Genomic DNA, 25,897 nt, shown 5'->3' on the forward strand with positions numbered 1-25,897 from the left:
GCGCTGGCCACGGCCCATTTGGGGTTTGTGAGAAGCTAGGGGAGTGAACGATATCCTCCCCATCATTCTGCCCATTTTCGCTGTCCTGGTGGTCCTCGGTGTGCTGATCCCGGTGCTCATGAAGACCCGGAAGAGCGCCAAGACCTACACCGGCCCGCGTGACGCAAACGACCCCGTGCAGGCCCCGGGAGCCGGAACCCTTGTGGAGGACCGTCCCGCGCAGGCGCCGGCACCGGCACGGACCTCGCCGGACGGCGTCGAACTCGAAGAACCAACCCTCGAAGTTCCGGACGACGCAGCCGGGCTGGAAACCGTCCCGGTGGAAACCCCGCTGCCGGTGGCCGGGCGGCTGATGCGGCTGCGCGAGCGGCTCGTCAAGTCCAACAACATCCTCGGCAAGGGGCTCCTGGCCCTGCTCTCGGCAGACAAGATCGATGAAAACGTCTGGGATGAGGTCGAGGAAACCCTGCTGCTGGCCGATCTCGGCACCGAACCGACCATGCAGCTCGTGGACTCACTCCGCGAACGCGTCAAGGTGATGGGCACCCGGGACCCTGAGCACGTCAAGGCCCTGCTCCGGGAGGAACTCATCAAGCTCGTGGATCCGACCATGGACCGGAGCCTGAACGTCGAGCGCCACGGCGACAAGCCCGCCGTCATGATGGTTGTCGGCGTCAACGGCGTTGGCAAGACCACCACCGTGGGCAAGCTGGCCCGCGTGCTCGTGGCCGAGGACAAGGACGTGCTGCTGGGCGCGGCGGACACCTTCCGCGCCGCCGCCGCCGAGCAGCTGGCCACGTGGGGCCAGCGCGTCGGCGTGCCCACCGTGAAGTCGGACATCGACGGCGCGGACCCGGCCTCGGTGGCCTACGAGGCCGTCAAGGCCGGCATCGACCAGGAAGTCGACGTCGTCATGATCGACACCGCGGGGCGCCTGCAGAACAAGGTGGGCCTCATGGACGAGCTCAGCAAGGTCAAGCGGGTCATCGAAAAGCTGGCCGAGGTGGACGAGGTGCTGCTGGTCCTGGACGCCACCACCGGCCAGAACGGACTCAACCAGGCCCGGGTGTTCTCCGAGGTCGTGAACATCACCGGGATCGTCCTGACCAAGCTGGACGGCACCGCCAAGGGCGGGATCGTCGTCGCCATCCAGAAATCCCTCGGAGTCCCGGTGAAGCTGATCGGCCTGGGCGAAGGCGCCGACGACCTCGCGCCGTTCGACGCTGAAGGCTTCGTGGATGCGCTGCTGAACTAGCCCGCACCGCAACAAAAAGAGTGCCCCGGTCCTGTCTGGCCAGTTCAGACGGGACCGGGGCACTCTTTGTTCAAGTGGCTAGTACTTGAAGTTCAGGACCGTCACTGTGCCGGCCGTCAGCTTGAACTGCTGCGTCTGGGACTTGTACGCGAAGCCGGGCACCGTGGCGCGCTTGGCGAGGGGCGTGGGCTCGGCCTTGGCGCCATCGATCACGGTCTGGTCCTCGGCTGCGTAGCTGGGTCCGCTGAGCTGGGTCATGGTCCCGGTGACCGGTTTGCCCGGAAGGTTCAGGGTGACGGAAGTCTGCGCGGCCTTTTCGGGGTCGTTTTCGTTGATGATCACCACGCTGGTGCTGCCGTCGGCGTTCTGCAGCGCGTAGCTGAACGCCGGGCCGCCTCCGGCGCTGTTCACTTTCATGAACTTGCCGGCCTCGAGCTCGGCCACCATGGAGATGCCGAAGAAGTTGGCCCGGCCGGACATCTGGCCGTTGCCGAACGGGTAGGCCCCGGCGCTGCAGATGGCGGACAGGGGCGGGCCGCCCTTGCAGGTCAGCAGCGAGCTGTGGAAGCCGATTCGGGTGATGCCCAGCTGGGCGGCGGTGAGGGCATAGTCTGCCGCCCAGAGCGCAGATGCGTGGGTGCGGGAGGTCTCATTGGAACCGGGGCACGCCGAGATCCCGGTTTCCGGAATCCAGGTTTCCAGGCCGGCGGCCTGACCCACCGCGAGGGCCGCCTTCTGGTAGTTGACGCCACGGTCGTGCATCGTTCGGCTCATCGCGTTTGCCAAGGTAGGCGAGTCCTGGGGCAAGCTGCCGTCACAGTTGGAGAGCGGGTAGTGGTGGAACGTCAGGATCTTCTTCTGCGGGAGGTCCGCATCGACGAACGGCTGCCACCACTTCTGGTCGTAGGCGCCCGGGCCGGAGATGGGCACGTTCGACGCCACTGCATAGATCGCGTTGGCGTAGTCCTTCAATTCCCGAATGTACTGATCCAGGCTGTAGCCGCTGCCGGACTTCACATCGTTGAACACGAAGCCGTTGGGCTCATTGCCCACAGTGATGCTCAGCAGCCGGTCGCCGAGGATCGCCGAGGCGTTTTTGGCCATGTCCGCAGCCCGCGCCGGGTTGTAGTGGCCCAGATCCACTGTGAGGCTGACCCTGGCGTCGCCGGCGTCCAGCAGGGTCTTGAGCCGGACCAGGTCTGCCGGGCCCACGGCCTTGACCGGGTGCGTCTTGTCACCCTTGTAGTCGGCGGGGACGGCCTCGCCGGTGGAGGTCCAGAAGAAACGCCGGTCCACGGCGTTGCCGCCGAAACGCAGGACCGGCTGGTCGATCTCCTTGAGCAGCTTGACCATCGACGCGTTGTCGCTGCTGAGGTCGGGATCGGCCAGATCCGTGGCCTCCAGGGAAATTCCCGCCATGCCCTTGTTCAGGGAAGTGCCCACGAGGTCGCTGGAGACATCGACCTTGAGGGGCTCAACCTTTTCCAGCGGCGACCCGGCCGGCGGACCCGGCTGCGCGTAATAGGTGACGGTCGGGCCCACCTCGGCAGGGGCGAGCGCCGGTGCCGACTGGGCCGGGGAAGAAGCGGCCGGCGGGGCCGGCGTCGGGTTTCCGAGGGCGAGGGGAACCAGTACTGCTGCGGCGACGGCGATAATTCCGGCGCCGGCGATCAGCCCTGCGCGCTTCCTGTTTCCCGCGCTTGTGCCCGCACTCTTACCGGGGTTTGCGGGTTGGGCGGGGTCGGGGCTTTCGGCTTTCCCGGGGGAAGAGTCGAATTTGGCCATGGGGGATTACCTCCGGAAGTTTGTGGCACGTGCCCCCAGCTTAGCCAAGGGCGGAGGCCGCCGCTGACCGGAAGGCCCTGGACAACGTCCCGTGCACGGTCCCGGACAAGATCCCGGCGGAGGCGCCGCCCGGAGCGGACCAGCGGCGGCAACGCCGCAGGTCAGGCGCGGTCCGGGGCCGGCCGGCGGAACGTTTCGCGGGCCGGCAACCACACGGCGGCGGCGGCCAACAGGATGCCGCCAGTGACCCCAAAGGCCCAGCCGTAGCCCAGCCGGTCCGCCAGCAGCCCGGCCACCACCGGTCCGACAATTGCGCCGCTGTCGGAAGCCATCTGGAAGACGGCCAGAACGCGGCCGCCCGAGCGCTCGTTGCCGATCACGTCGGCGATGGCGGCCTGCTGGGCCGGTCCGAGCAGCCCGGAGCCGATCCCGGCGCAGGCGGAGGCGAGCAGGAACCAGGGCAGCTGGTGCGTGAAGCCGATGGCCGCCGTGGCGGTGCCGGTGACCAGCAGTCCGGCCAGCAGGAGCGGCTTGCGGCCGAGGCTGTCCGCGAGCCGGCCGGAAAACGTCAGCGCCACCGCGTTGCCGCCGGCAAATACCGCCAGGGCCCAGCCGGCCGATTCCGGACCGGCGCCGAGCGCCACGACGGCGAAGAGCGGCACTGTGGCCATCCGCACCCCGAAGGTGGCCCAGCCGTTGGCAAAGCTCGAAAACAGGCCGGCCCGGTAGGCGCTGTCCCGCAGCGCGTCCCGTAGTTCCATCGCCGGGGCCGTGGCGCCGGGCTGCCGCGAGGCGGCGGGGACATGGCTGAGCTGGGTCTGCACCACGACGGCGGCCAGCACCAGGGCCCCCGCGTAGGCCAGGAACGGCACCCGCAAGCCGAAGCTGGCGAGCATCCCGCCGACGATGGGGCCGCAGACGTTGCCGATCAGGAAGGCGGAGGCATAGGCCCCGGAGACCCGGCCGCGGCTTTCCGGCGGCGCGAGGCGGACCACGAGCGCCATGGACGCCACCGTGAACATCACCGAGCCAGCCCCGCCGAGGCCGCGGAAGACCAGCAGCTGCCAGTAATTCTGGGCGAAGGCGCAGGCGGCCGTGGACACCGCGACGATCAGCAGCCCGGCCACATAGACCGGCCGTTCGCCCAGCTTCACGATCAGGGTGCCCGCGGCCGGTGCGAAGACGAGCCGCATGAAAGCGAAGATGCTCACGATCACGGCCGCGGCGGTCGCCCCGACGTCGAACGTGGTGGCGAACTGGGGCAGAACCGGTGCCACGAGGCCGAAGCCGATCGCAATCAGGAAGGCCGCCACCAGCATCACCTTGATGTCCCGGGGCAGCCGGGAACGGCCCGGGGCCCGGGAGGGCACCTCGGCTGCGGCGTCGCCGGCGGGGCGGGAGGTCTTGCTCATAATGCGTTCGTCCTTGGGAAGATGCGGTGCCGGCTGGCGGCGGGTCCAACAAGTGCGGGAATAATCCGCTGAAACATAACCGTAACAAGTGTGAGATGCACCATTTACGTCCGGGAGGTTCTTGTAACAACCCGGCAATGTAAATCCTCCGCCAGCGAAACACGGCCCCGCGAAACTCTTTCTAGAACGCAAATAAATGCGTTGGGACCGGCGGACTACTCCGCACCTAATAGCAAGAGAGGACGTAGACCATGGAACTCACCGCAGGTCTCGTTTGGCTCCTGGTCGCCGCGGCACTCGTGCTGTTCATGACCCCGGGCCTGGCATTCTTCTACGGCGGCATGACCCGCGCCAAGTCGGCTTTGAACATGATGATGATGAGCTTCGTTGCCATTGGAACCGTCGGCATCATGTGGATCCTGTGGGGCGCTTCGATGGCTACGACCAACGAAGACAACTTCTACCAGATCTTCGCCAACCCGTTCAGCCACTTCGGCCTGCACAACTTCACCGAACCGGCCGACCTGCTCAAGGTCGGCTACGCGGCCACGTTCGCGATCATCACGGTGGCCCTGATCTCCGGTGCGGTCGCCGACCGCGCCAAGTTCTCCGCATGGGTGGTCTTCACCCCCATCTGGGCCACCCTGGTCTACGCGCCGATGGCCTTCATGGTCTGGGGCGGCGGACTCTTCTCCGCGAATGGCTGGTTCGGCCAGACGTTCGCGCCGGTCATCGACTTCGCCGGCGGCACCGTGGTCCACATCAACGCCGGCGTCGCGGGCCTGATTCTGGTCCTGATCATCGGTAACCGCAAGGGCTTCGGCAAGGACCCGAACCACCGCCCGCACAACATTCCGTTCGTCATGCTCGGTGCCGCAATCCTGTGGTTCGGCTGGTTCGGCTTCAACGCCGGTGCCGCTGCCACTGTGGAGCAGGCCGGCCTGATCTGGATCAACACCCTGGCCGCCCCGGCCGCAGCCATGCTCGGCTGGCTCGCCGTGGAGCGCTTCCGCGACGGTCACCCGACCTCCCTCGGTGCCGCGTCCGGCGTGGTCGCCGGCCTGGTCGCCATCACCCCGGCCTGCGCCAACGTCTCCCCGCTGGGTGCGATCGCCCTCGGCGTCGTTGCCGGTGTGGCTTCGGCGCTCGCCGTCGGCCTGAAGTTCAAGTTCGGCTACGACGACTCGCTCGACGTCGTCGGCGTCCACCTCGTCTCCGGTGTTGTCGGCACGGTCGCAATCGGCTTCCTGGCCACCCCGACCCAGGGCGCCGCGGGCCTGTTCTACGGCGGCGGCACCACGCAGCTGGTCGCCCAGAGCCTCGCGGCAATGATGGCCATCGTCTTCACCGCCGTGATGACCTTCATCATTGCCTTCCCGATCCACAAGCTCATGGGCTTCCGGGTTTCCCAGGAACAGGAAGTTGTCGGTGTGGACCTGAGCCTGCACGCAGAGACCGCCTACGAGTTCGGCGTCGGCGGGCACGGCGGCAGCTTCCAGCCGCTGCACGAACTGATCACGGGCAAGCCGATGGGCGGCGAGCCGCAGGAGGAAGGCACAGCCGCCGAAGTGCCGGTGGACGCCGCGTCCAACGGCAAGCAGAACGCAACGGGCAAGGAAAGTGTGGGGGCATGAAACTGATCACGGCAATCGTCCGACCGGAAAAGCTTGAGGCTATTCGCGAAGGCCTGGAGGCCTACGGTGTGCAGGGCCTCACCGTCAGCGCTGCCAGCGGCTACGGCCGGCAGCGCGGCTACACCGAGGTGTACCGTGGGGCCGAGTACAACGTGGACCTGCTGCCCAAGATCCGGGTGGAAGTCTTGGCCACCGACGAACAGGCGGACGACATCCTGGATGTCATCATCGCCAGTTCCAACACCGGCCGGGCCGGCGACGGCAAGGTCTGGACGATGGATGTGTTCGAGGCTGTCAGGGTCCGTACCGGAGAGCGTGGTTCGGCAGCGATCTAGCTGCCCCGCTCCACTCCCGGAACGGGAGACAGGCAGGGCGTTGACACGGCACGGACACAGCGGGCCGGATACCTGAGAAGGTATCCGGCCCGCTGTGTCGTTGCTGCTTGTGTCGTTGCTGCTTGGTCGTTGCTGCTTGGTCGTTGCTGCTGTGTCGGCCCGGCGCGCCGCGGGATCCGCGCTGGCCCTGCCGCGACGAATCTAGGCCGGCCAGCCCTCCGGCCCCGGGGTCCCGGCCGGATATTCCTCCAGCGGGACATGTCCGGCGGTCCAGGATTTCAGCACCGGCGCCAGGATGCGCCAGCAGTCTTCGGCCGTGTCCGCCCGCACCGAGAGCAGCGGATCCCCGGTCAGCACGCCCTCGAGCACTTCACCGTAGGGGAGGAGTTCGGAGGCGCTCAGTTCGGCCTGCAGCGTGGCCCGGTCCAGGCTCAGGACATTGCCCGGGCCGTTCACGTCGACGTCGAACTGCAGCGTGTCCGGGCCAAAGCCGATCCTCAGCTGGTTGGGGGCGTCCACACCGGTGAACCCCTTCGGAAGGTGCGGCACCGGCCGGAAGGTCACCACGGCCTCCTTGCGTTTCTGGCCCAGCGCCTTGCCTGAGCGCAGGATGAACGGCACGCCCTGCCAGCGCCAGTTGTCGATCTCCACCTGCACCTCGGCGAGGGTTTCAGTAGCCCTGGACGCGTCCACGCCCTCCTCCTTGGCGTAGTCCGGGATGTCCCGGCCGTTGATCGAACCCGCCGTGTACCGGGCCCGGCGGCTGCTTTGCCGGTAGGGGGCCTTGATGCTGCTGGCCCGCAGCACGGTGGCCACGGCATCGCGGAGATCGCGTTCGTCCACGGATGCCGGCGGCTCGATTGCCATGAGGGCCATGATCTGAAGCAGGTGGCTTTGGATCATGTCACGGAGCGCCCCGGCGCCGTCGTAGTAGCGGGCGCGGCCTTCGAGGGCGAGGTCCTCGTCGAAGATGATCTCGATTCTTTCGATGTTCTGCCGGTTCCACACCGGCTCCAGGAACGTGTTCGCGAAGCGCAGGCCAAGGATGTTCAGGACCGTTGCCTTGCCGAGGAAGTGGTCCACGCGGTGGATGTGGTCCTCCGGGACCAGCGCGGCCAGCGTCTTGTTCAGGTGGCGCGCCGACTGCTCGTCGGAGCCGAACGGCTTCTCCATGACCAGCCGGGTGCCGGTGGGCACGTCCTCCGGCGCCAGGGCCTCGCACGCGAGCTGGCTGACCCGCGGCGGCAGGGCGAAGTAGACAGCCACAGGCCCCTCCAGTTTCGCCAGGAGCCCGGCGAGCTGGCCCTCGGCCGTGACATCGAGCTGGTGGTAGGTGCTCTCCTTGCGGATCCGCTTGAGCTCCCGCTTGCCGTGGGCGTCGGCCTTGGAGTCCTCGTCCGCGAACGACTCCTCGATCCGGCCAAGCCACTGCTCCGGCGTCCAGGGGTCCGATCCCGCTCCCGCCAGGGCGAGGCCGTCGGCGCGGCCCCGGGCCACCAGGCGGGCAAGCCCCGGTAACAGGAGCCTTCCGGTGAGATCGCCGGAAGCGCCCAGGATGAGCAGGGTTTTTACAGTTGTTTGGCTGGTCACCTACGCCAGCATGCCATCTTGAAGGCGCATCTTGGTACCCTAGATAGTCGAGTCCTGTTGTCGTGGCGGTTCGTCCAGGCGAATACCAGTCGCGACGCTGGCGTGCCGCACCGGCCGCCACCTGTAGATCCACTGAAAGAAGTGCACGGCGCGTGTTCAATTCACTCTCTGACCGGTTGACAGCAACCTTCAAGAATCTGCGTGGCAAGGGCCGCCTGACCGAGGCGGACGTTGACGCCACAGTCCGCGAGATCCGGCGTGCCCTCCTGGACGCCGATGTCGCTGTGCCCGTGGTCCGGGAATTCACCGGCCGCGTGCGCGAGCGTGCCCTCGGCGCCGAGGTCTCCGGGGCGCTGAACCCGAGCCAGCAGATCGTGAAGATCGTCAACGAGGAACTCGTCGAGATCCTCGGCGGCGAGACCCGCCGGATCCGCCTGGCCAAGACCGGACCCACCATCATTATGCTGGCGGGCCTCCAGGGCGCCGGCAAGACCACCCTGGCCGGCAAGCTCGCCAAATGGCTCAAGTCCCAGGGCCACAGCCCCATGCTGGTGGCCTGCGACCTCCAGCGGCCCAACGCCGTCACCCAGCTGCAGGTGGTCGGCCAGCGCGCCGGCGTACCCGTGTTCGCCCCGCACCCGGGCGCCACGTCCACCGAACTGGACCACCCTGCCGGAGACCCCGTCGCCGTCGCCCGTGACGGCGTCGAGGAAGCCAAGCGCACCCTGCACGACGTCGTGATCGTGGACACCGCCGGCCGTCTCGGCGTCGACGCCGAGATGATGGAGCAGGCGCGCCAGATCCGCCGCGCGATCGTCCCGAACGAAGTCCTGTTCGTGATCGACTCCATGATCGGCCAGGACGCCGTCAACACTGCCCTGGCCTTTGACGAGGGCGTCAACTTCACCGGCATCGTGCTCTCCAAGCTCGACGGCGACGCCCGCGGCGGCGCCGCGCTCTCCGTCGCGTCGGTGACCGGCAAGCCGGTCATGTTCGCCTCCACCGGCGAAGGCGTGGACGACTTCGAGCTCTTCCACCCGGACCGCATGGCCTCGCGCATCCTCGACATGGGTGACGTCCTCACCCTGATCGAGCAGGCCGAGAAGTCCTGGGACAAGGATGAAGCCGCCCGGATGGCGAAGAAGTTCGCCGACCAGGAAGACTTCACCCTCGATGACTTCCTCGCCCAGATGCAGCAGATCCGCAACATGGGCTCCATGAAGAAGATGCTCATGATGATGCCGGGTGCGCAGAACATCCGCCAGCAGCTGGAGCAGTTCGACGAGCGCGAGATCGACCGCGTCGAGGCCATTGTCCGCTCGATGACCCCGCACGAGCGCGTGGCTCCGAAGATCATCAACGGCTCCCGCCGGGCCCGTATTGCCCGTGGTTCCGGCGTGCACGTCTCCGAGGTCAACGGACTGCTGGAACGGTTTGCCCAGGCCCAGAAGATGATGAAGAAGATGGCCGCCGGCGGCGGGATGCCCGGCATGCCGGGGATGCCCGGCATGGGCGGCGGGGGCGGAGCCCGCAAGGGAGCCAAGTCCGCGCCCAAGAAGAAGGCCCGCTCCGGCAACCCGGCCAAGGCGGCGCAGGAACTGCGCGACGCCGAGGCCCGGCGTGCCGCCGGCCCCAAGGCGCTGCCCACCGGCGCGTCGTTCGGCCAGCAGGGCGGCGACTTCGATCCGTCCCAGCTGAACCTGCCGAAGGGTTTCGACAAGTTCCTCGGCGGCAGCAAGTAGCCGCAAGTGCTGACGGCCGCCGGCACTGTGTCGCCGGCAGCATCAGCACTGAAGTGCCATAGGGTTAGACAATGTTCAAGCAGCGCGTAGTCTTCGTCCACGGGGACGGCAGCTTCGGCGCCGCCGCGTGGCCAAAACAGCACGGAATGGCGCTGGACTACGACGCCCTGTTCCTGCGGCGGCACGGGTTTGACGCCGTCGCGGAACCGCTCGAATCCAGCTTCGCCGCCGACGCCGCCATCGTGCTCGCCTCGCTGGCAGACGACGGCCGCGGCGAGGCCGGCGGCCATGTCGTGGCCCATTCGCAGGGCGCGATCGCTGCGATGATGGCCGCCGTCGAACGGCCCGACCTCGTCCAGTCGCTGACCCTGGTGGAACCGGCCTGCCTGTCCCTGACCGCGGAGCTCCCGGCCACCGCCGCGCACCGGGCCCTGATGCAGCCGCTCTTCGACGTCCGCCACAACCTCAGCGACGACGACTTCCAGCGGGAGTTCATCCGCCGCGCGTTCGCGGCGGATGCCCCCGGGGCCACGACGCCGGAGGCCCTCCGGGCTGCGCGCCGGCTCCGCCTGCAGGCGCCGCCGTGGGAAGCCCCGCTGCAGATCGTGCCGGGCGTGCCGACCCTGGTCCTGACCGGCGGCTGGGAACCGCTGTATGAGGAAATCGCCGGCTACCTGCGCGAGACAGGCGCCCTGCACCGCACGGCGCCGGGAGGGCACCGGCCCCAGGATTCAGCCGAAGGGGACCGGGCCATCCGCTCCTACATCGCCGAGGTCAGCCGGCACCAGCACGCCCGGGCGTCCTAGGAAGCTGCGGGTCCTCCCACTGAGGGCTGCGGCAGGTAGACCTTGCCGCCCGAGGCGAGGAACTCGTTGCTCTTCGCCCGCATTCCGGCCGTCATCTGCGCTAGGGCCGCCTGCGAATCTGCTGATCCGTATTCGTCCCGGATGTCCTGGCTGATCCGCATGGAGCAGAACTTCGGACCGCACATCGAGCAGAAGTGGGCTGTCTTGGCCGGCTCCGCGGGAAGCGTCTCATCATGGTAGGCCTCGGCCGTGACCGGGTCCAGGGACAGCGCGAACTGGTCCCGCCAGCGGAACTCGAACCTTGCCTTGGACAGGGCATCGTCGCGTTCGTGCGCGCCGGGGTGGCCCTTGGCGAGGTCCGCGGCATGGGCGGCGATCTTGTAAGTGATCACCCCCGTCTTCACATCGTCCTTGTTCGGCAGCCCGAGGTGTTCCTTGGGCGTGACGTAGCAGAGCATGGCAGTGCCGTAGCGGGCGATCTCGGTGGCGCCGATCGCCGAGGTGATGTGGTCATAGCCCGGTGCGATGTCCGTGACGAGCGGCCCGAGTGTGTAAAACGGGGCGCCCTTGCAGAGTTCCTGCTGGCGCTCCACGTTTTCCCGGACGAGGTGGAAGGGCACATGCCCGGGGCCCTCCACCATGACTTGCACGTCGAAGTCCCAGGCCCGCTGCGTGAGCTCGGCCAGGGTGTCCAGTTCGGCGAACTGTGCCGCGTCGTTGGCATCCGCCGTCGCGCCCGGCCGCAGCCCGTCGCCCAGGGAGAACGCGACGTCGTAGCGGGCGAAGATCTCGCACAACTCATCGAAGTGGGTGTACAGGAAGTTCTCCCGGTGGTGCGCCAGGCACCAGCCGGCCATGATGGAACCGCCGCGGGACACGATGCCGGTGACCCGGTTGGCCGTCAGCGGCACATACCGCAGCAGCACGCCGGCGTGGATGGTCATGTAGTCCACGCCCTGCTCGCACTGTTCGATCACGGTGTCCCGGAAGATCTCCCAGGTCAGGGCGTTCGCCTCACCGTTGACCTTCTCCAGCGCCTGGTAGATCGGGACCGTTCCGATGGGGACGGGGGAGTTACGGATGATCCACTCGCGCGTGGTGTGGATGTCGTCCCCGGTGGAGAGGTCCATGACGGTGTCCGCGCCCCACTGCGTGGCCCACTGGAGTTTGTCGACCTCCTCGGCGATGGAGCTGGTCACGGCGGAGTTGCCGATATTGGCGTTGATTTTCACCAGGAACGACTTGCCGATGATCATCGGCTCGGATTCGGGGTGGTTGACGTTGTTGGGAATGATCGCGCGGCCCGCGGCCACCTCGCTGCGCACCAGCTCCACATCGCAGTTCTCGCGCAGCGCGACGAACCGCATTTCCTGGGTGATGACACCGTCCCGGGCGTAGCGCATCTGCGTGACGGTCCTGCCCTCAACGGCCCGGCGCGGCACCGGCCGGCCGCCCCGCCACTCGGCCGACGCAGCACCGCGGCGCACCGCCGATTTGCCGTCGTCGAGCAGCTCCCGTTCGCGGCCGGCGTAGGGTTCGGTGTCCGCCCTGGCCTCAATCCAGGGGGTGCGGAACGGTTCCAGCCCGCGGACCGGATCGCTGCCCGGGCCGGCAGTGCGGTACACCCGGAACGGCGGGTTCCGGACGCCGCCCGGGGAGGGTTCCAGGGCGATCTCGGTCACCGGCACGCGGATGCCATGCTCCTGGTCCGTGCTGAAGGCCAGCGAGTGGGACTTCAGCGACTGCGTGGCGGCTGCGGACTGAATTTGGACAGGGCTGTGCTGTGTCACTTGGGTGTTCACGGAAAAGCTCACTTCCTTCGCCGGCATTACCCGGACAGGTTCAACGGTCGCAGGCTGCGTCAGCCCGATCTCAGCCCCTGCAGGGGCACCCGTGTGGTCGTAGACGAAACTACCACGCACCTCCGGCCGGCCCTCGAGTGTGACGGAGTGCGGTCGGGCCGCGGTGTTAGCGTGGCATTGTGACTCTGCCCAGGGCCGTGCCCCGCATCCGGATGGCGACGCCGGAAGACCTCCCGGCGCTGCCGGTTCTCGAGGCCTCAGCAGACCGCATCCTCGAAGCGGAGCTGGGGAACCAGACGCTCCCGGCTCCGGAGTTGACGACGCCGGTTGAGCCGCTCTTCATACTTGTCGCCGGAAACCCGCCCGTAGGGTTTGCCCGCGTTGACGAGGTCGGCGGCCAGGCCCATCTGGAACAACTCTCCGTGCAGCCGGACTCCGCCGGGCGGGGGATAGGACGGTCCCTGGTGGAGGCGGCCCTTGATGCGGCCCGGAGCCGTGGCTATTTATCGATGACGCTTTGCACCTTCGCAGGCGTCCCGTTCAATGCGCCGTTTTATGCGAGCTGGGGTTTCGAGGAACTCGCCCAGCCAGGACAGGCGTTGGGCGCCCTGCGGATCCACGAAGCGCAGCTGGGGCTGGACCGTCTTGGCCGGCGGATCGTCATGCGGATTAGGCTTTAGGTCATGACCGGCATCATCGAGTTCAGCGGGCCTATCCTCACCGCGGCGGACCAGGAACGCCGCGGGCTCTGGTCGGTGGGCGGCCTGCTAACCTTCCACCGTCCGGCCGCCGCGCCTGACCTCGTACTCGACGGCTGGGTCATGCCCGGCCTCGTGGACGCGCACTGCCACATCGGCCTCGGCCCGGGCGGGGACGTTACCGAGGACACCGCGGAATCCCAGGCCCTGGCGGACCGCAACGCCGGGACGCTCCTGGTCCGCGACGCCGGCGCCGTCCACAACACACGCTGGCTCCAGCAACGCGCGGACCTGCCCCGGATCATCCGCTCCGGCAGGCACCTCGCCAGGACCCGGCGGTACCTGCCTGGCCTGGCCGTCGAGGTCGAACCGGAGGATCTCGTCGAGGCCGTGCGCAAGCAGGCCCGCGCGGGCGACGGCTGGGTCAAGCTCGTGGGGGACTGGATCGACCGCGACGCCGGCGATCTCGCCGCCAGTTTTCCCGCCCGGACGGTCAAGGACGCCGTCCAGGCCGCCCACGATGAGGGGGCCCGCGTCACCGCACACTGCTTCGCCGAAGACACCCTCGACGACATGCTCGACGCCGGGATCGACTGCATCGAGCACGCCACCGGGCTGCTGCCGCGGCACCTGCCGCGCTTCCTCGAACAGGGTGTTCCGATCGTGCCCACCCTGATCAACATCGCCACGTTCCCGGACATCGCCGCCCGGGCGGCGGCCAAGTTCCCCCGCTACACAGCCCACATGCGCTCGCTGTGGGAGCGCCGGGCGGAGCGGATCCTCGAAGCCCACGAGGCCGGGCTGGCGATCTATGCCGGCACCGACGCCGGCAGCGTGATCAGCCATGGCAGGATCGTGGACGAGATCCAGGCCCTGCACGCCGCCGGCCTTTCCGCCGCTGCCGCCCTCAACGCCGCGAGCTGGTCTGCGCGGACCTGGCTCGGCGCGGAGTCCATCGGTGAAGGGGCAAGCGCTGATGTCCTCGTCACCGCCGAGGATCCGCGGAGCAATCCGGCCACGCTCCGCCGGATCCGGCATATCGTGCTGCGTGGGCTGCCGGTGGACCGGGCGCCAGTCCATGTTTTGGAATAAATTGAAGCTTCAAGTAATTTATCTTTATGTAGAGTCGCCGAAGGCCGGTGGCTACAGAATCCACGGAGCATTGCCATGACCGCAGAAGCCAGCACCCAGGACCTCCTTCCTGCCGAACTCACCATGGGCACCGTGATGCTCAAGGTCGGCGACATGAAGCTCATGACCGACTACTACCAGCGCGCCCTCGGCCTGGAGACTGTGGCCGAACAGGACGGCGGGCTCTACCTTGGGCGCCAGCAGAAGCCGCTGGTGCATCTGGCGCCTGCCCCGGGCCTGAATCTACCTTCCCGCGGCGAGGCCGGGCTCTTCCACACCGCCCTCCTCTTCGAGGACCAGCACTCCCTGGCGGCCACCATCGCCACCGCGGCCCAGTACGAGCCCCAGTCCTTCACCGGCAGCGCGGACCACCTCGTCAGCGAGGCGTTCTACTTCAATGACCCCGAAGGCAACGGCATCGAGCTGTACTGGGACCGGCCGCGGGCGGCGTGGTCCTGGGAGGGCAAGAACGTCGTCATGGACAGTCTCGCCCTGCCGCCGCAGCGCTACCTGCAGCAATACCTGACCGAGGAGTCCGTGGCCGGCCAGCGCCAGGCCGCCGCCGGCGTCGGGCACGTCCACCTGCAGGTCGGCGACGTCCAGTCGGCGCATGATTTCTATGTCGGCACGCTCGGCTTCGAAAAGACCGCGGGCTGGCACGGCCAGGCGCTGTTCGTCTCGGCCGGCGGCTACCACCACCACATGGCCATGAACGTCTGGAACAGCCGCGGCGCGGGCCCCCGGCGCGACACGCTGGGCCTGGGCGAGGTCCTCATCGAGGTGCCCTCCGGCGACGACGTCGCGGCCCTGGCCGACCGGCTCAAGGTTGCCGGCGTCGAATCCCACCACACCGGCGCCGAGCTGCGCTTCGAGGATCCGTGGCGCAACCGGATCCGCGTCGCCGTGCGCTAGAAGTTCTCTCCGGGCGCGCTGGTCGCTGGACATGTCCAGCGCGCACAGCTCCCCCCGGACATGTCCACTCTTCGCCGGCGGGAACGCTGGGCATGTCCACTGCTCGCGGCCGGGACTCCGGAACATGTCCATTGCTCGCAGCCGGGAATGGACATAGTTGCCATATGTCCAGTGCTCAGGGTCAGGGGAGGGCATGTCCAGCGGGCCTTGGTCGGGTTCCCCGGGCCAGCGAGGGACATGTCCACTCTTCGCCAGCAGGAGACTGGAACATGTCCAGTGCTCGCAGCCGGGAATGGACATAGTGGCCATATGTCCAGTGCTCAGGGCCAGGGGAGGGCATGCCCATCGGGCGGGGCGAGGTCGTGCTGAAGCGGCTAGGCTGAAGCGACGCCGAAAACAGCGGTCTGCGGACCGCCGAACCCTAAGGACCAGCTGCATGGGATTCACCGAACTCTTTGTGTCCACCCACGAAGAAGCCCTCAAGCGCGCCGGCGCACTGGAAGGCGGCAGCCCGGCCGCCCCGGGCGCCGTCCGCATCCCGGAGATCAGCGATTTCGAGGTGGAGCGGCTGGGAGACCTCGCCGGCGTCGCCGTGCACGCCCCGGGCGCGGACTATGAACTGGCCATGGTCGACGTGGCCAGCGACTCGCTGCTCGGCGTCCCGGCGGCAATGGTCCGTACGCTGGCGGAACTGCTCAGCTATGAAACCGAAGGGGAGGGCGAGGTCCTGGAGGATGTCGCCGCCAACTGGGCCGCCGAGGAGGACATGCCCTTCGGCCCCGACGAGGCCCGGGACTACGTCCGCCGGATCGCCGAGCTCGCCGCCGGCGTCGACCCCGCCACCAGGTCCGGCCTCTACGTCTGGACGTCCTGACCGGCCCTCGAGGCCGCATCCAGGCCGCGCGCTGGTGCGCCGGGTACGTGTCAAGTCGAAATCCTGCCGGTGATCTGGCACAATGAACAGGTACTCGATCTGCGTGGCCCCTCTCTCCGCGTCTGGATCTTGTCCTTTAGAACCCCCAAGTACGGCCCGCCCCACGGGTGCAGAACGCCGGGCTCGACCCCGTTTCAGAAACAGGAGTGACCACAAAAGTGGCCGTAAAGATTCGCCTTAAGCGCTTCGGTAAGATGCGCGCACCGTACTACCGCATCGTCGTCATGGACTCACGCTCCAAGCGTGATGGCCGTGCTATCGAAGAGATCGGCAAGTACCACCCGACCGAAGAGCCCTCGTACATCGAGGTCGACACGGACCGTGCCCAGTACTGGCTCGGCGTCGGCGCACAGCCGTCCGAGCAGGTCGCCGCAATCCTGAAGATCACCGGTGACTGGCAGAAGTTCAAGGGTCTCCCGGGCCAGGAGGGAACCTTGAAGACCAAGGCTCCCAAGGCTGCCTTCGTTACCCCGGAAAAGGGTTCCGTGATCATCCCGGAAGCCATCACCAAGAAGGCCAAGAAGGACGAAGCTGCCGAGGCTCCCGCCGACGCCGCCGAAGCAGAGACCACCGAGGCTGAGTAAATTGCTGGCAGAAGCGCTCGAACACCTGGTCCGCGGGATTGTTGACAGCCCCGAGGACGTCAAGGTCAGTGCGAAGAACAACCGCCGCGGGGAAACCCTCGAGGTGCGCGTTCATCAGGACGACCTCGGACGGGTGATCGGCCGGCAGGGCCGGACCGCACGCGCACTGCGCACTGTGGTTGCGGCGCTGGCGGACGGCGAGCCGGTCAGGGTCGACGTCGTCGATACCGACCGCCGCCGGTAGCGCGTTCAGCACTACTTGTCTTAAGTCCGGCCCCTTCACCAGATAATGGTGGAGGGGCCGGACTGTTTTCCCGTAATTCCGCACCAGAGAATACAGAATCACCAACCCCGAACAGAGGAACAGATGCAGCTCCAGGTGGCACGAATCGGCAAGCCCCACGGCATCCGTGGCGAAGTGACCGTCCAGGTGCTCACGGACGCGCCCGGCGACCGTTTTGTCCCCGGCACGCAGTTCATCGTGGAACCCGCCTCGGCCGGGCCGCTGACGGTAATCAGCGCCCGCTGGAACAAGGACATCCTGTTGCTGGCCTTCGATGAGATCGAGACCCGCAACGAGGCCGAGACCCTGCGCGGCGCCAAGCTGTTCATCGAAACCGAAGACATCGGCGCCGAGGACGACGACGAGGGCTGGTACGAGCACGAGCTCGTTGGCCTGGAGGTCCGGGTGGGCGGCGACGTGGTCGGCAAGGTCTCCGGACTGCACACCCTGCCGGTCCAGGACCTGCTGGTGGTCACCACCGATGAGGGCAAGGAAGTCCTGATCCCGTTCGTCGAACAGATTGTGCCCGAGGTCAACGTGGGTGAAAAGTACGTCCTCGTCACCCCGCCGCCCGGACTGTTCGAAGTCAACACGGACGAGGCGCCCGAGGCCCAAAACCCCGAGGCCCCAAACCTCGAGGCCCAAAACCCCGCAGCCCAGGCTCCGAAAGCCGAGGGTGCCGCGGCCCGGAACTCCGAAGAGCAGGGCATCGCGTAGATGAGAATCGACGTCGTCAGCATCTTTCCGGAGTACCTGGCCCCGCTGGAGCTGTCGCTGATCGGCAAGGCCCGCCAGGACGGCCTGCTGGACCTCAAGGTCCATGACCTGCGGGACTTCACCACCGACCGGCACCGCACGGTCGATGACACCCCCTACGGCGGCGGCGCCGGCATGGTCATGAAGCCCGAACCCTGGGCTCAGGCCCTCACCGCCGTGGCCGCCGGGCGGTCCGGGGGCGCAAGGGACGCCGGCGCACCTGACGATGCCGGCACCCCCGGCACCCCAGAGTCTGCCGGCCCGGAAGATGCCGCCAAGCCTGTCCTGATCGTCCCGTCGCCGGCGGGGGAGCGCTTCACCCAGGCCACCGCGCACGAACTGGCCGAGGAAGACCAACTGGTCTTCGCCTGCGGGCGCTACGAGGGCATCGATGAACGGGTCCTGGAATGGGCCGCGGAGCACTTCACGGTGCGCCCGATGAGCCTGGGGGACTACGTCCTCAACGGCGGCGAGGTCGCCGTGCTGGCCATGGTTGAGGCCATCGGCCGGCTGCTGCCCGGGGTCGTCGGCAACCCCGAGTCCCTCGTCGAAGAGTCCCACTCCGACGGCCTCCTTGAATACCCCGTCTACACCAAGCCCTCCAGCTGGCGGGACCGCGACGTCCCGGCCGTGCTGCTGAGCGGCAACCACGGAAAGATCGCCCAGTGGCGCCGGCACGAGCAGTACCGGCGCACCGCCGAACGCCGTCCCGACCTCCTCGTGGAGTTCGACGCCGGCAAGCTGCCGCGCGCGGACCGTACGGCCTTCTCCGACCTGGGGTACGACGTCGTCGACGGCCGCCTGCTGCGCCGTCCCGACGCCTAACCGCCGGGATTGGGCTAACCCGCACAAAATGTGGCAAAATTAGTCCTTGTGCCTGCTGGGTTGCGAACCTGCCACAGGGGGAGCGCTACCAACAGCCCGGCACCCCGGCCCCGCCTACTCCTGACAGGGCCGGATTGACAAACTTTCGGCGGAAATTTCCGGGCGGCGCATGCCACCGGCCCTGACCGCCGTAACCCAACGTGAGTGACCTGTGGCGTTCACCAGGAGTGGATCAATGCATATCCTCGATTCCGTAGATGCAGCCTCGCTGCGCACCGATGTTCCCGAGTTCCGCGCGGGTGACACCATCAAGGTTCACGTGAACATCATCGAAGGCAAGAACTCCCGCGTCCAGGTCTTCCAGGGCTTCGTCCTTGGCCGCCAGGGCGATGGCGTCCGCGAAACCTTCACCGTCCGCAAGGTCTCCTTCGGTGTCGGCGTAGAGCGTACCTTCCCGGTGCACTCCCCGATCATCGACAAGGTCGAGCTCGTCTCCAAGGGTGACGTGCGCCGCGCCAAGCTTTATTACATGCGCAACCTGCGTGGTAAGGCCGCGAAGATCAAGGAAAAGCGCGACTTCCAGACCGCCAAGTAAGCCTTTTTCGTCTTCCACGACAGGCTTCCACCGCGGATCCACGGACCGTATCCGGTGCGTCAGCTAGTGCGGCGCCGGAGCTATCCGCAACAGCGCACATTAGTTCACGACAGCGCCAGGGGATACGGAACATGGAACAGCCAAAACGCCAGCCCAGGAAACCGGGCTGGCGTTTTGCGTTGCTCGCCCTGGTGCTCGCCGTGGCCATCAGCGCCGTGGTCCGCTCCCTGTGGGTGGACATCTTCTTCATCCCGTCCGCCTCCATGGAGCCGCTCCTGCACACGGGGGACCGGATCGTGGTGGCGCGGACCGGCTTCCAAGCTGAGCCCTTGGGCCGGGGCGACGTCGTCGTCTTTGACGGCCGCGGCTCCTTTGCCCCGCTCAACAGCGGCAACGGCCCCGTGGTGGATGCCCTCGCCGAAGCCGGACGCTGGCTTGGCCTTGCGGGCAGCGACACCACGTATGTCAAGCGCGTCATCGGACTGCCCGGCGACCGTGTGGTCTGCTGCGACGCCGGCGGCCGGCTCACAGTCAACGGCCAGCAAGTTGCGGAACCGTATGTGTATCCGGGGGACACCCCGAGCGATGTGAAGTTCGCCGTCCAGGTGCCTGCCGGGCGGCTCTGGCTCATGGGGGACCACCGCTCGATGTCCGCCGACTCCCGGAGCCTCCTGGGCGCCCCTGGCGGGGGCATGGTGCCGCTGGAACGCGTCATTGGCAGGCCGGTACAGATCATCTGGCCGCTTGATAGATTTGCAGCAGTAGCGCGGCCCGAACCGGCTGCGACAACGACGACGACGAACGGACAGTAGATGCCCGAGACCGAACCGCGCACTCCTGATCCGCAGGGCCAGGACCGACCCCGGGTTACCGCCTCGGCGATTCCCGCGGATGAGCCGGCGGATCCACCGGCTGGTGCGCCGGCTCCTGCTCCGGCGTCGGCTCCTGCGTCGCAGGACGACAGCGCCGGTGCGCAGCGCGCTCATCGTATCCAGGCTGCCCGTATCGAGACTGCCCCTACCGGGGCTGGGCCGACCGGGGCTGGGCCGACCGCGGCTGGGCCGACCGCGGCTGGGCCGACCACGCCTGAGCCGACCGGGAGGGAGCGGGCCGACGGCCCCGCCCACGCCGATCCGACCTCCCGCCGGGCCAGGAAGGCCAAGGCCCGTGAAGGCCACAGCCCGCTCTTCCTGTGGCTCAAGGAGGTTGCCACGGTGGTCGTCGTGGCGATCGTGCTGTCCTTCCTGATCAAGACCTTCCTGTTCCGGGCCTTTTACATCCCGTCCGAATCCATGGTCAACACCCTCGATGTGAACGACCGCATCTTCGTGAACCTGCTCGTGCCCGAGCCCATGGCGCTCCAGCGCGGGGACGTGGTGGTGTTCCGGGACAGCCAGGGCTGGCTTGCCCCCGCAGCCGCGAAGACGAAGGGCCCGTTCACCTGGGTGCAGGACGGGCTGACGTTCGTCGGTCTGCTGCCGGACAACTCCGAACAGCACCTGGTCAAGCGCGTCATCGGGCTCCCCGGCGACCACGTGGTCTGTTGCGACGCCGGCGGACAGCTCACCGTCAATGGCGCGCCGCTGGACGAGAAATACATCAATGCCGCAGAGATTCCCCAGGTCCGCGACTTTGACGTCGTCGTGCCCGCGGGCAAGGTCTGGGTCATGGGCGACAACCGCAACCACTCCGCGGATTCGCGCGCCCATATGGACACCAACGGCGGCTTCGTCAACGAATCCGACATTGAAGGCAAGGCCGCCGTCATCGCTTGGCCGCTGAACAGGATGTCGGCCCTGGACAACTACCCGGACGTCTTCCGCAGCGTCCCCGCCCCGTCCGGAAAGTAATCCGCCCGTCATGTCAGCAGCCCCCACCCTCGACTACGAACGCCGCTTCCGCAGCTCCGGCGCACGGCTCCTCGCGGGCATCGACGAGGTCGGCCGCGGCGCCCTGGCCGGTCCCGTCAGCGTGGGGATCGCCGTCGTCGACCTGCAGCAACAGAAGCTCCTGGCCGATGTCCGGGACAGCAAGCTGCTCAAGGTCGCGGACCGGGAGCGTCTGGTGCCGCTGGTCCGGGACTGGAGTGTCGCCTCCGCCGTGGGGCATGCGTCCGCGAACGAGATCGACGAACTCGGGATCATCGCGGCGCTCCGTCTTGCCGGGAACCGGGCCTGGTTTGCCGTGCTCGCCGCCGGCGTCAGGCCCGAGGTTGTCCTGCTGGACGGCAGCCACAACTGGCTCTCGCCGGATCTGCAGCCGTCCTTGTTTGACGATGCCCCCGCCGAACCCGGTTGCGATGCCCCGGTGCACACACTGGTCAAAGCCGACATGCAGTGCCTCAGCGTCGCCGCGGCCAGCATCATCGCCAAGGTCGAGCGCGATGCGATGATGTGCGGGCTGCACACCCAGTACCCGGCCTACGGCTGGGACGTGAACAAGGGCTACGGCACCGCAGCGCACAAGGAGGCGCTGCGGACCTCCGGTCCCACGCCGTACCACCGGGTCAGCTGGCAGCTGCTCTAGCTGTTCTGGCCGCTCGGGCACGACGGCCGGTGGCGCGCGGCCGGCGTCGGATGGTGCAAGATGGAACCATGAGTGCCGAGGACCTTGAAAACTATGAGACCGACATGGAGCTACAGCTCTACCGCGAATACCGCGACGTCGTCGGGCTGTTCAGCTATGTGGTCGAGACCGAGCGGCGTTTCTATCTTGCCAACCATGTTGACCTGCAGGCCCGCAGCGCCGACGGCGAGGTCTACTTCGACCTGACCCTGCAGGACGCCTGGGTGTGGGATGTCTACCGCTCCGCCCGGTTCGTCAAGAGCGTCCGCGTCATCACGTTCAAGGACGTCAACGTCGAGGAACTGCCCCGCAGCGAGGAACTCGCCCTGCCCAAGGTCGAGGACCTGGGCAACTGACCATCGTTTCCTAGCCCCTGAGTGGCGCAGGGTTTCCGTTGCGGTCCAGGGCAATGCCCTGCTGCCGCAGCAGGTCCAGCACACTCTCCGGATACGAACCGCAGCCATCCGTGTTCGCGGATCCCCGCTCGGCCGCGTGGTCGGACGCCGTGTCGCCGATGCCAATGGTTGCGACGGCCGCCTTCCATCCGCCGAGCCCCTCGATCTGCTTAGGGACCCACACGTTGGCCGCACCGTTGACGTAGTCCCACACTTTGGGGTGGACCCCCGGGCCCAGATAGATGCCGCCTCCCGCCGCCCGGGTGACGAGTGTGGGCAGTGGCAGGACCCCCATCAATTGCGCGGCCTGATACTCGGACATGTTCCACGGGGGTTCGTCGAAGTAGTACCAGCTCGCCGCGCAGATGCCGTACAGCTTCGGGCCGAACTGCGCATAGTTCAGATACAGCTCCATGATCCGTTGCGTGGTCAGGGTGAGGCTGAACTCGGTCGCAAGCCCGGCCTCCAGCCCCTTCCTCAGGGCATTCGCATCAGGCCACAGGAAGATGTTCTTGACCAGCTGCTGCGGGACCGTGGAACCGCTCGGGTCATCCTTGCCCTGCAGGTAGGCGACGGCCCTGTCCCGGAACTCATCGACGGAGAACGCGCCAACACGCGTTCCCAGCTGTTGGTCCTCGTGGGCGACGGCCGCGGCGATGACATAGCGGCTGATGTGGTTCAGGGACACGTACTGGTAGGCGATCGGGCCGCCGGTCTGCAGCATGTAGGCAGTGCGCGGGGGAGCGAACCAGATGAAGGAGACGGCGGCCAGCTCCGTGATGACCACCATGGCGAGAGCGAACTTGAAGACCCTGGCGAGGAACCGCCGCACCCGGTGCGTGCGTTTTCCCGCCGGATCCGCCGGCTCGGGCTCTGGAGCGGGGCCTGGCTCTGACCGCACTGGCGCGGGCCCGGTCTCGGGCTCAGGCCGCGCTGGTGCGGGCCCGGATCCTGGCGCAAGCCGCGGTGCGGTCTCGGTCTCGGGCCGCGCTGGTGGGGGCCAGCTGGGGCCCGCCTGCCCGCCGGGCGGACCCTGTTCCGTAAGCTGCTGCGTTCCCAGCGGCTGGGCCGCTCGATATTCCATACGCCGATCCTTCGGCCGATCCTCAGGAGAGACTACGGACGCCCCGCGGAATTCGAGGGGGTTGGGAAAAGCCTAGGTGGGCCGTGCGGGCATTGGCTACGTTTCGTTGCCTGACAATCGCATCAACACGTCCTGTCAATGCCGCCACGGATCTGATCGCCGGAAGTGGCCGCCCGGGATCCGCCCAGATCCGGGGCCGTCGGCAGGCGTCGCGGCGAAATGTCCCAACGTTGGTAGATGTGCACTCATGGGTTATCTCCACTGTTGAGAAATTCGGTTACCTGCTGCGCAACCTCGTCGGAGATTCCCGTTTGCCAGCTCGTTTTGAACAGGGGCTGATCGGCATAGAAGTCAGTGTCATCGTCGACGATTGCATACCGCGCAACTTCCGGATGCCGGTCCAGCCACATCTTCACTTCCTCGCCACGAAAACCTGTGTCCGCTGTCGGAGTAACGTCAAAGGTCTTGCAAACGTGTCTGTCGACTTCTTCACGGCCGCCTTGGATATGCCGCCATGTGGACGTTAGAACAACGGCTGCGTCCGTGTCGAAGATGATCTTGCAGACCTTGGACGCCAGGAAAGGATCGATGCCCATGAAGCCGCGAAAGCTCTGTCTCGTACCAACGCGGTTGACGACACCGTCAATGTCGAGGAAAAGTACCTTCATTCCTTGTTCCTCCTGCGGTTCTTTCGTTCTGCCTTGATTATGCGATCAGCAGTGCTGAAGGGGCTGCGGACACTCTTCTCATCAGGCTTGTGCTCTTGTAGCCCGGCGACGTTTTCCACATAGCCGAGGTGGGTCCTGTCGTCGTAAGTGGCGGCGCTGCACGCTGGAGGCATGAGAGCTAAGGATGTGCTGGGCCGGCGCGGGGAGGACCTCGCTGCGGATTTCCTGCAGGCCCACGGCATGAGGATCGTGGAGCGGAACTGGCGCTGCCCGGAGGGTGAGATCGACATTGTCGCGCTCGACGGCGACGCGCTGGTCATCGCCGAGGTGAAAACCCGGAAATCCCTGGCCTTCGGGCATCCGTTTGAGGCTGTCGGCGCGGACAAGCTGGCCAGGCTCCACCGGCTGGCAGCGGCGTGGTGCCGTGCCCAGGGGCTGTGGATGCCGCTGTGCCGCGTGGACGTGATCGCGGTGGTCGACGACGGCATCGGTGAGCCCGCCCTCGAGCACCTCAAAGGGGTGGGGTAGATGGCCCTGGGCCGGACCTATTCTGTCGCCCTCGTGGGCCTCAACGGCTACATCGTGGAGGTCGAAGCCGACATTGGCCAGACCCTGCCGGCGTTCGTGATCCTGGGCCTGCCGGACGCCTCACTGAACGAGGCCAAGGAACGGATCCGCTCGGCGGCGCAGAATTCGGGGATCCCGCTGAGCCGCCGGAAGATCACGGCCAACCTCATTCCGGCATCCCTGCCCAAACGCGGTTCGGGCTTCGACCTCGCCATCGCGATGGCCGTGCTGCTGGCGGCGAACGACATCAGGCCCACGGGCCGCACGGTCTTCATCGCCGAGCTCGGCCTGGACGGCCGGTTGCGGCCAGTGCGCGGTATCCTTCCGGCCGTGATGGCCGCGGTCCGGGCCGGCTACCCGGAGGTCGTCGTGGCCCGGGCCAACGTGGCGGAGGCCGAACTGGTCCCCGGCGCGCAGGTCCGGGGCTACGCCACACTGGCCCGGCTCGCGTTCGACTGCGGCGCGGACCCGCAGGACCTCGCTCTCGACTTCCAACCCGAGACCGAGGACTCCGGCCACCCCGAACCCGGCACCGGTCCCGCCCTGGCGCCGGACATGTGCGATGTCTCCGGCCAGGCGGCGGCGCGGCGTGCATTGGAAGTGGCCGCCGCCGGTGCCCACCACCTGCTGCTGACCGGACCGCCTGGTGCCGGGAAGACCATGCTCGCGGAGCGGCTGCCCGGGCTGCTGCCGGACCTGGGCGACACCGAGGCCATGGAGGTGACCGCCATCCACTCCCTGTGTTCGCTGCCGTCGGGCTCCGTGCAGCTGCTGCGCCGCCCGCCCTACGAGAACCCGCACCACACCGCGACGGCGGTTGCCATCATCGGTGGCGGGTCCGGGCTGCCGCGGCCCGGGGCGGCATCCCGCGCGCACCGCGGGGTGCTCTTCCTGGACGAGGCCCCGGAATACGACCGCGGCGTCCTGGACGCCCTGCGGCAGCCGCTGGAAAGCGGAGAGCTGGTCATCCACCGCTCGGCCGGGTCCGCGGCCTATCCCGCGCGATTCCAGCTGGTCCTTGCAGCCAACCCCTGTCCCTGCGGCAAGGCAACGGGCAAAGGAGTGGACTGCATCTGCACGCCCATCATGCGCCGCCGGTACCAGGCCCGGATGTCAGGGCCACTGCTGGACAGGGTCGACATCCAGCTCGAAGTCGAGCGGGTCTCGCTCGCCGGCTTCGGCCAACCTGCGGCCGAGGAAGGAACGGCCAGCATCGCGGAAAGGGTCCGGGCGGCCCGGACCCGCCAGCTGGACCGGTTGCTGCCATTCGGGATGGAAACCAACGCGCAGGTGCCGGGGCGGCTGCTGCGCGGGTCCCTGCGGCTCGATGCCCCCACCACCCGCATCCTGGACTACGCACTGGAGCGCGGAGTGCTGACCGCCCGCGGCTACGACCGCGTACTGCGCCTCGCATGGACCCTTGCGGACCTGTCCCGGCACGACGTCCCGGACGCAGACGACGTCGGGCAGGCGCTGGGCCTCCGGCAGGCCGCCGCGGTCTCACCCTGAGCCTGCCGGCACGAAGCCCACCCCAGCCGT

At 67.6% G+C, this 25,897-nt stretch carries 26 protein-coding genes and 1 riboswitch; of the genes, 20 read left to right on the forward strand and 6 right to left on the reverse strand.

Features of this window, described 5'->3' with window-relative positions; all coding sequences use genetic code 11:
* The first annotated feature begins 43 nt into the window (after positions 1 to 43).
* Positions 44 to 1,255, forward strand: a complete 1,212-nt coding sequence (ftsY, locus tag AC1DNG_RS16225; RefSeq protein ID WP_028276845.1) for a signal recognition particle-docking protein FtsY — start codon at positions 44 to 46, stop codon at positions 1,253 to 1,255.
* A 78-nt stretch (positions 1,256 to 1,333) separates the two neighbouring features.
* Here ftsY and AC1DNG_RS16230 read toward each other — a convergent pair whose 3' ends face one another.
* Positions 1,334 to 3,040, reverse strand: coding sequence for a hypothetical protein (locus tag AC1DNG_RS16230; RefSeq protein WP_476887783.1), 1,707 nt, complete (start codon positions 3,038 to 3,040; stop codon positions 1,334 to 1,336).
* A gap of 161 nt (positions 3,041 to 3,201) precedes the next feature.
* Entirely contained in the window at positions 3,202 to 4,452 is a 1,251-nt protein-coding gene (locus tag AC1DNG_RS16235; protein WP_476848955.1) for an MFS transporter, read from the reverse strand.
* 251 nt (positions 4,453 to 4,703) lie between these two features.
* Here AC1DNG_RS16235 and AC1DNG_RS16240 point away from each other — a divergent pair, with 251 nt between their 5' ends.
* Both AC1DNG_RS16240 and AC1DNG_RS16245 read left to right on the forward strand, forming a co-directional pair.
* Complete coding sequence (locus AC1DNG_RS16240; protein WP_476887784.1) at positions 4,704 to 6,086, forward strand: ammonium transporter; 1,383 nt, start codon at positions 4,704 to 4,706, stop codon at positions 6,084 to 6,086.
* A complete protein-coding gene (locus tag AC1DNG_RS16245) occupies positions 6,083 to 6,421 on the forward strand; it encodes a P-II family nitrogen regulator (protein WP_028276847.1) in 339 nt (112 codons plus the stop codon). Before AC1DNG_RS16240 ends, AC1DNG_RS16245 begins: the two co-directional genes overlap by 4 nt.
* Positions 6,422 to 6,622: 201 nt before the next feature.
* On the opposite strand, the gene AC1DNG_RS16250 is transcribed toward AC1DNG_RS16245, so the two are convergent.
* Entirely contained in the window at positions 6,623 to 8,011 is a 1,389-nt protein-coding gene (locus AC1DNG_RS16250; RefSeq protein ID WP_476887785.1) for a glucose-6-phosphate dehydrogenase, read from the reverse strand.
* A gap of 152 nt (positions 8,012 to 8,163) precedes the next feature.
* On the opposite strand from AC1DNG_RS16250, the gene ffh reads away from it, so the two are divergent.
* On the forward strand, positions 8,164 to 9,753 hold the full coding sequence (gene ffh / locus AC1DNG_RS16255; RefSeq protein WP_223916506.1) for a signal recognition particle protein: 1,590 nt from the start codon (positions 8,164 to 8,166) through the stop codon (positions 9,751 to 9,753).
* A 71-nt stretch (positions 9,754 to 9,824) separates the two neighbouring features.
* Positions 9,825 to 10,559 (forward strand): alpha/beta fold hydrolase, encoded by a 735-nt coding sequence (locus AC1DNG_RS16260; RefSeq protein ID WP_230011099.1) that lies wholly within the window; start codon positions 9,825 to 9,827, stop codon positions 10,557 to 10,559.
* On the opposite strand, the gene thiC is transcribed toward AC1DNG_RS16260, so the two are convergent.
* Entirely contained in the window at positions 10,556 to 12,361 is a 1,806-nt protein-coding gene (thiC, locus tag AC1DNG_RS16265; RefSeq protein ID WP_476887786.1) for a phosphomethylpyrimidine synthase ThiC, read from the reverse strand. The two genes, AC1DNG_RS16260 and thiC, sit on opposite strands and share 4 nt — an antisense overlap.
* Positions 12,357 to 12,464: riboswitch (TPP riboswitch) on the reverse strand. (Overlaps the previous gene by 5 nt.)
* 76 nt (positions 12,465 to 12,540) lie before the next feature.
* Between thiC and AC1DNG_RS16270 the strand changes: the two genes are divergently transcribed.
* The 13 genes from AC1DNG_RS16270 (at position 12,541) to AC1DNG_RS16330 (ending at position 22,000) form a co-directional block, all read left to right on the forward strand.
* Positions 12,541 to 13,041: a GNAT family N-acetyltransferase gene (locus AC1DNG_RS16270; RefSeq protein ID WP_476887787.1), complete on the forward strand. Its 501-nt coding sequence runs from the start codon at positions 12,541 to 12,543 to the stop codon at positions 13,039 to 13,041.
* Between the two features lie 3 nt (positions 13,042 to 13,044).
* Positions 13,045 to 14,151 (forward strand): amidohydrolase family protein, encoded by a 1,107-nt coding sequence (locus tag AC1DNG_RS16275; RefSeq protein WP_476887788.1) that lies wholly within the window; start codon positions 13,045 to 13,047, stop codon positions 14,149 to 14,151.
* 75 nt (positions 14,152 to 14,226) lie between these two features.
* Positions 14,227 to 15,102, forward strand: coding sequence for a VOC family protein (locus tag AC1DNG_RS16280; protein ID WP_476848963.1), 876 nt, complete (start codon positions 14,227 to 14,229; stop codon positions 15,100 to 15,102).
* 436 nt (positions 15,103 to 15,538) lie between these two features.
* Positions 15,539 to 15,976, forward strand: coding sequence for a hypothetical protein (locus AC1DNG_RS16285; protein ID WP_223916518.1), 438 nt, complete (start codon positions 15,539 to 15,541; stop codon positions 15,974 to 15,976).
* 218 nt (positions 15,977 to 16,194) lie between these two features.
* The gene (gene rpsP / locus AC1DNG_RS16290) at positions 16,195 to 16,620 is read left to right on the forward strand and encodes a 30S ribosomal protein S16 (protein ID WP_026266438.1); all 426 of its coding nucleotides are present in this window, start codon (positions 16,195 to 16,197) and stop codon (positions 16,618 to 16,620) included.
* Between the two features lies 1 nt (position 16,621).
* Positions 16,622 to 16,864: an RNA-binding protein gene (locus tag AC1DNG_RS16295; protein ID WP_018773450.1), complete on the forward strand. Its 243-nt coding sequence runs from the start codon at positions 16,622 to 16,624 to the stop codon at positions 16,862 to 16,864.
* 123 nt (positions 16,865 to 16,987) lie between these two features.
* On the forward strand, positions 16,988 to 17,620 hold the full coding sequence (gene rimM / locus AC1DNG_RS16300; protein WP_230009935.1) for a ribosome maturation factor RimM: 633 nt from the start codon (positions 16,988 to 16,990) through the stop codon (positions 17,618 to 17,620).
* On the forward strand, positions 17,621 to 18,484 hold the full coding sequence (gene trmD / locus AC1DNG_RS16305) for a tRNA (guanosine(37)-N1)-methyltransferase TrmD (RefSeq protein WP_476887789.1): 864 nt from the start codon (positions 17,621 to 17,623) through the stop codon (positions 18,482 to 18,484). It begins immediately after the preceding gene.
* A gap of 235 nt (positions 18,485 to 18,719) precedes the next feature.
* Positions 18,720 to 19,079: a 50S ribosomal protein L19 gene (gene rplS, locus AC1DNG_RS16310; RefSeq protein ID WP_018773447.1), complete on the forward strand. Its 360-nt coding sequence runs from the start codon at positions 18,720 to 18,722 to the stop codon at positions 19,077 to 19,079.
* 131 nt (positions 19,080 to 19,210) lie between these two features.
* A complete protein-coding gene (lepB, locus tag AC1DNG_RS16315; protein ID WP_079554792.1) occupies positions 19,211 to 19,891 on the forward strand; it encodes a signal peptidase I in 681 nt (226 codons plus the stop codon).
* The gene (gene lepB, locus AC1DNG_RS16320) at positions 19,892 to 20,929 is read left to right on the forward strand and encodes a signal peptidase I (RefSeq protein WP_476887790.1); all 1,038 of its coding nucleotides are present in this window, start codon (positions 19,892 to 19,894) and stop codon (positions 20,927 to 20,929) included.
* 10 nt (positions 20,930 to 20,939) lie between these two features.
* On the forward strand, positions 20,940 to 21,605 hold the full coding sequence (locus tag AC1DNG_RS16325; protein ID WP_223916524.1) for a ribonuclease HII: 666 nt from the start codon (positions 20,940 to 20,942) through the stop codon (positions 21,603 to 21,605).
* Between the two features lie 68 nt (positions 21,606 to 21,673).
* Complete coding sequence (locus AC1DNG_RS16330) at positions 21,674 to 22,000, forward strand: DUF2469 domain-containing protein (protein ID WP_018773443.1); 327 nt, start codon at positions 21,674 to 21,676, stop codon at positions 21,998 to 22,000.
* A 10-nt stretch (positions 22,001 to 22,010) separates the two neighbouring features.
* Here AC1DNG_RS16330 and AC1DNG_RS16335 read toward each other — a convergent pair whose 3' ends face one another.
* Positions 22,011 to 22,871: a transglycosylase domain-containing protein gene (locus tag AC1DNG_RS16335; RefSeq protein WP_476887791.1), complete on the reverse strand. Its 861-nt coding sequence runs from the start codon at positions 22,869 to 22,871 to the stop codon at positions 22,011 to 22,013.
* 497 nt (positions 22,872 to 23,368) lie between these two features.
* The gene (locus AC1DNG_RS16340) at positions 23,369 to 23,791 is read right to left on the reverse strand and encodes an HAD domain-containing protein (RefSeq protein WP_476887792.1); all 423 of its coding nucleotides are present in this window, start codon (positions 23,789 to 23,791) and stop codon (positions 23,369 to 23,371) included.
* Positions 23,792 to 23,962: 171 nt separating this feature from the next.
* Here AC1DNG_RS16340 and AC1DNG_RS16345 point away from each other — a divergent pair, with 171 nt between their 5' ends.
* Both AC1DNG_RS16345 and AC1DNG_RS16350 read left to right on the forward strand, forming a co-directional pair.
* Entirely contained in the window at positions 23,963 to 24,319 is a 357-nt protein-coding gene (locus tag AC1DNG_RS16345) for a YraN family protein (protein ID WP_230012585.1), read from the forward strand.
* Positions 24,320 to 25,867 carry a YifB family Mg chelatase-like AAA ATPase gene (locus tag AC1DNG_RS16350; RefSeq protein ID WP_476887793.1) on the forward strand — a complete coding sequence of 516 codons (1,548 nt, stop codon included), beginning with the start codon at positions 24,320 to 24,322 and terminating at the stop codon, positions 25,865 to 25,867.
* The last annotated feature ends 30 nt before the right edge of the window (positions 25,868 to 25,897 follow it).

This window comes from Arthrobacter sp. 01T425, from assembly GCF_056398725.1.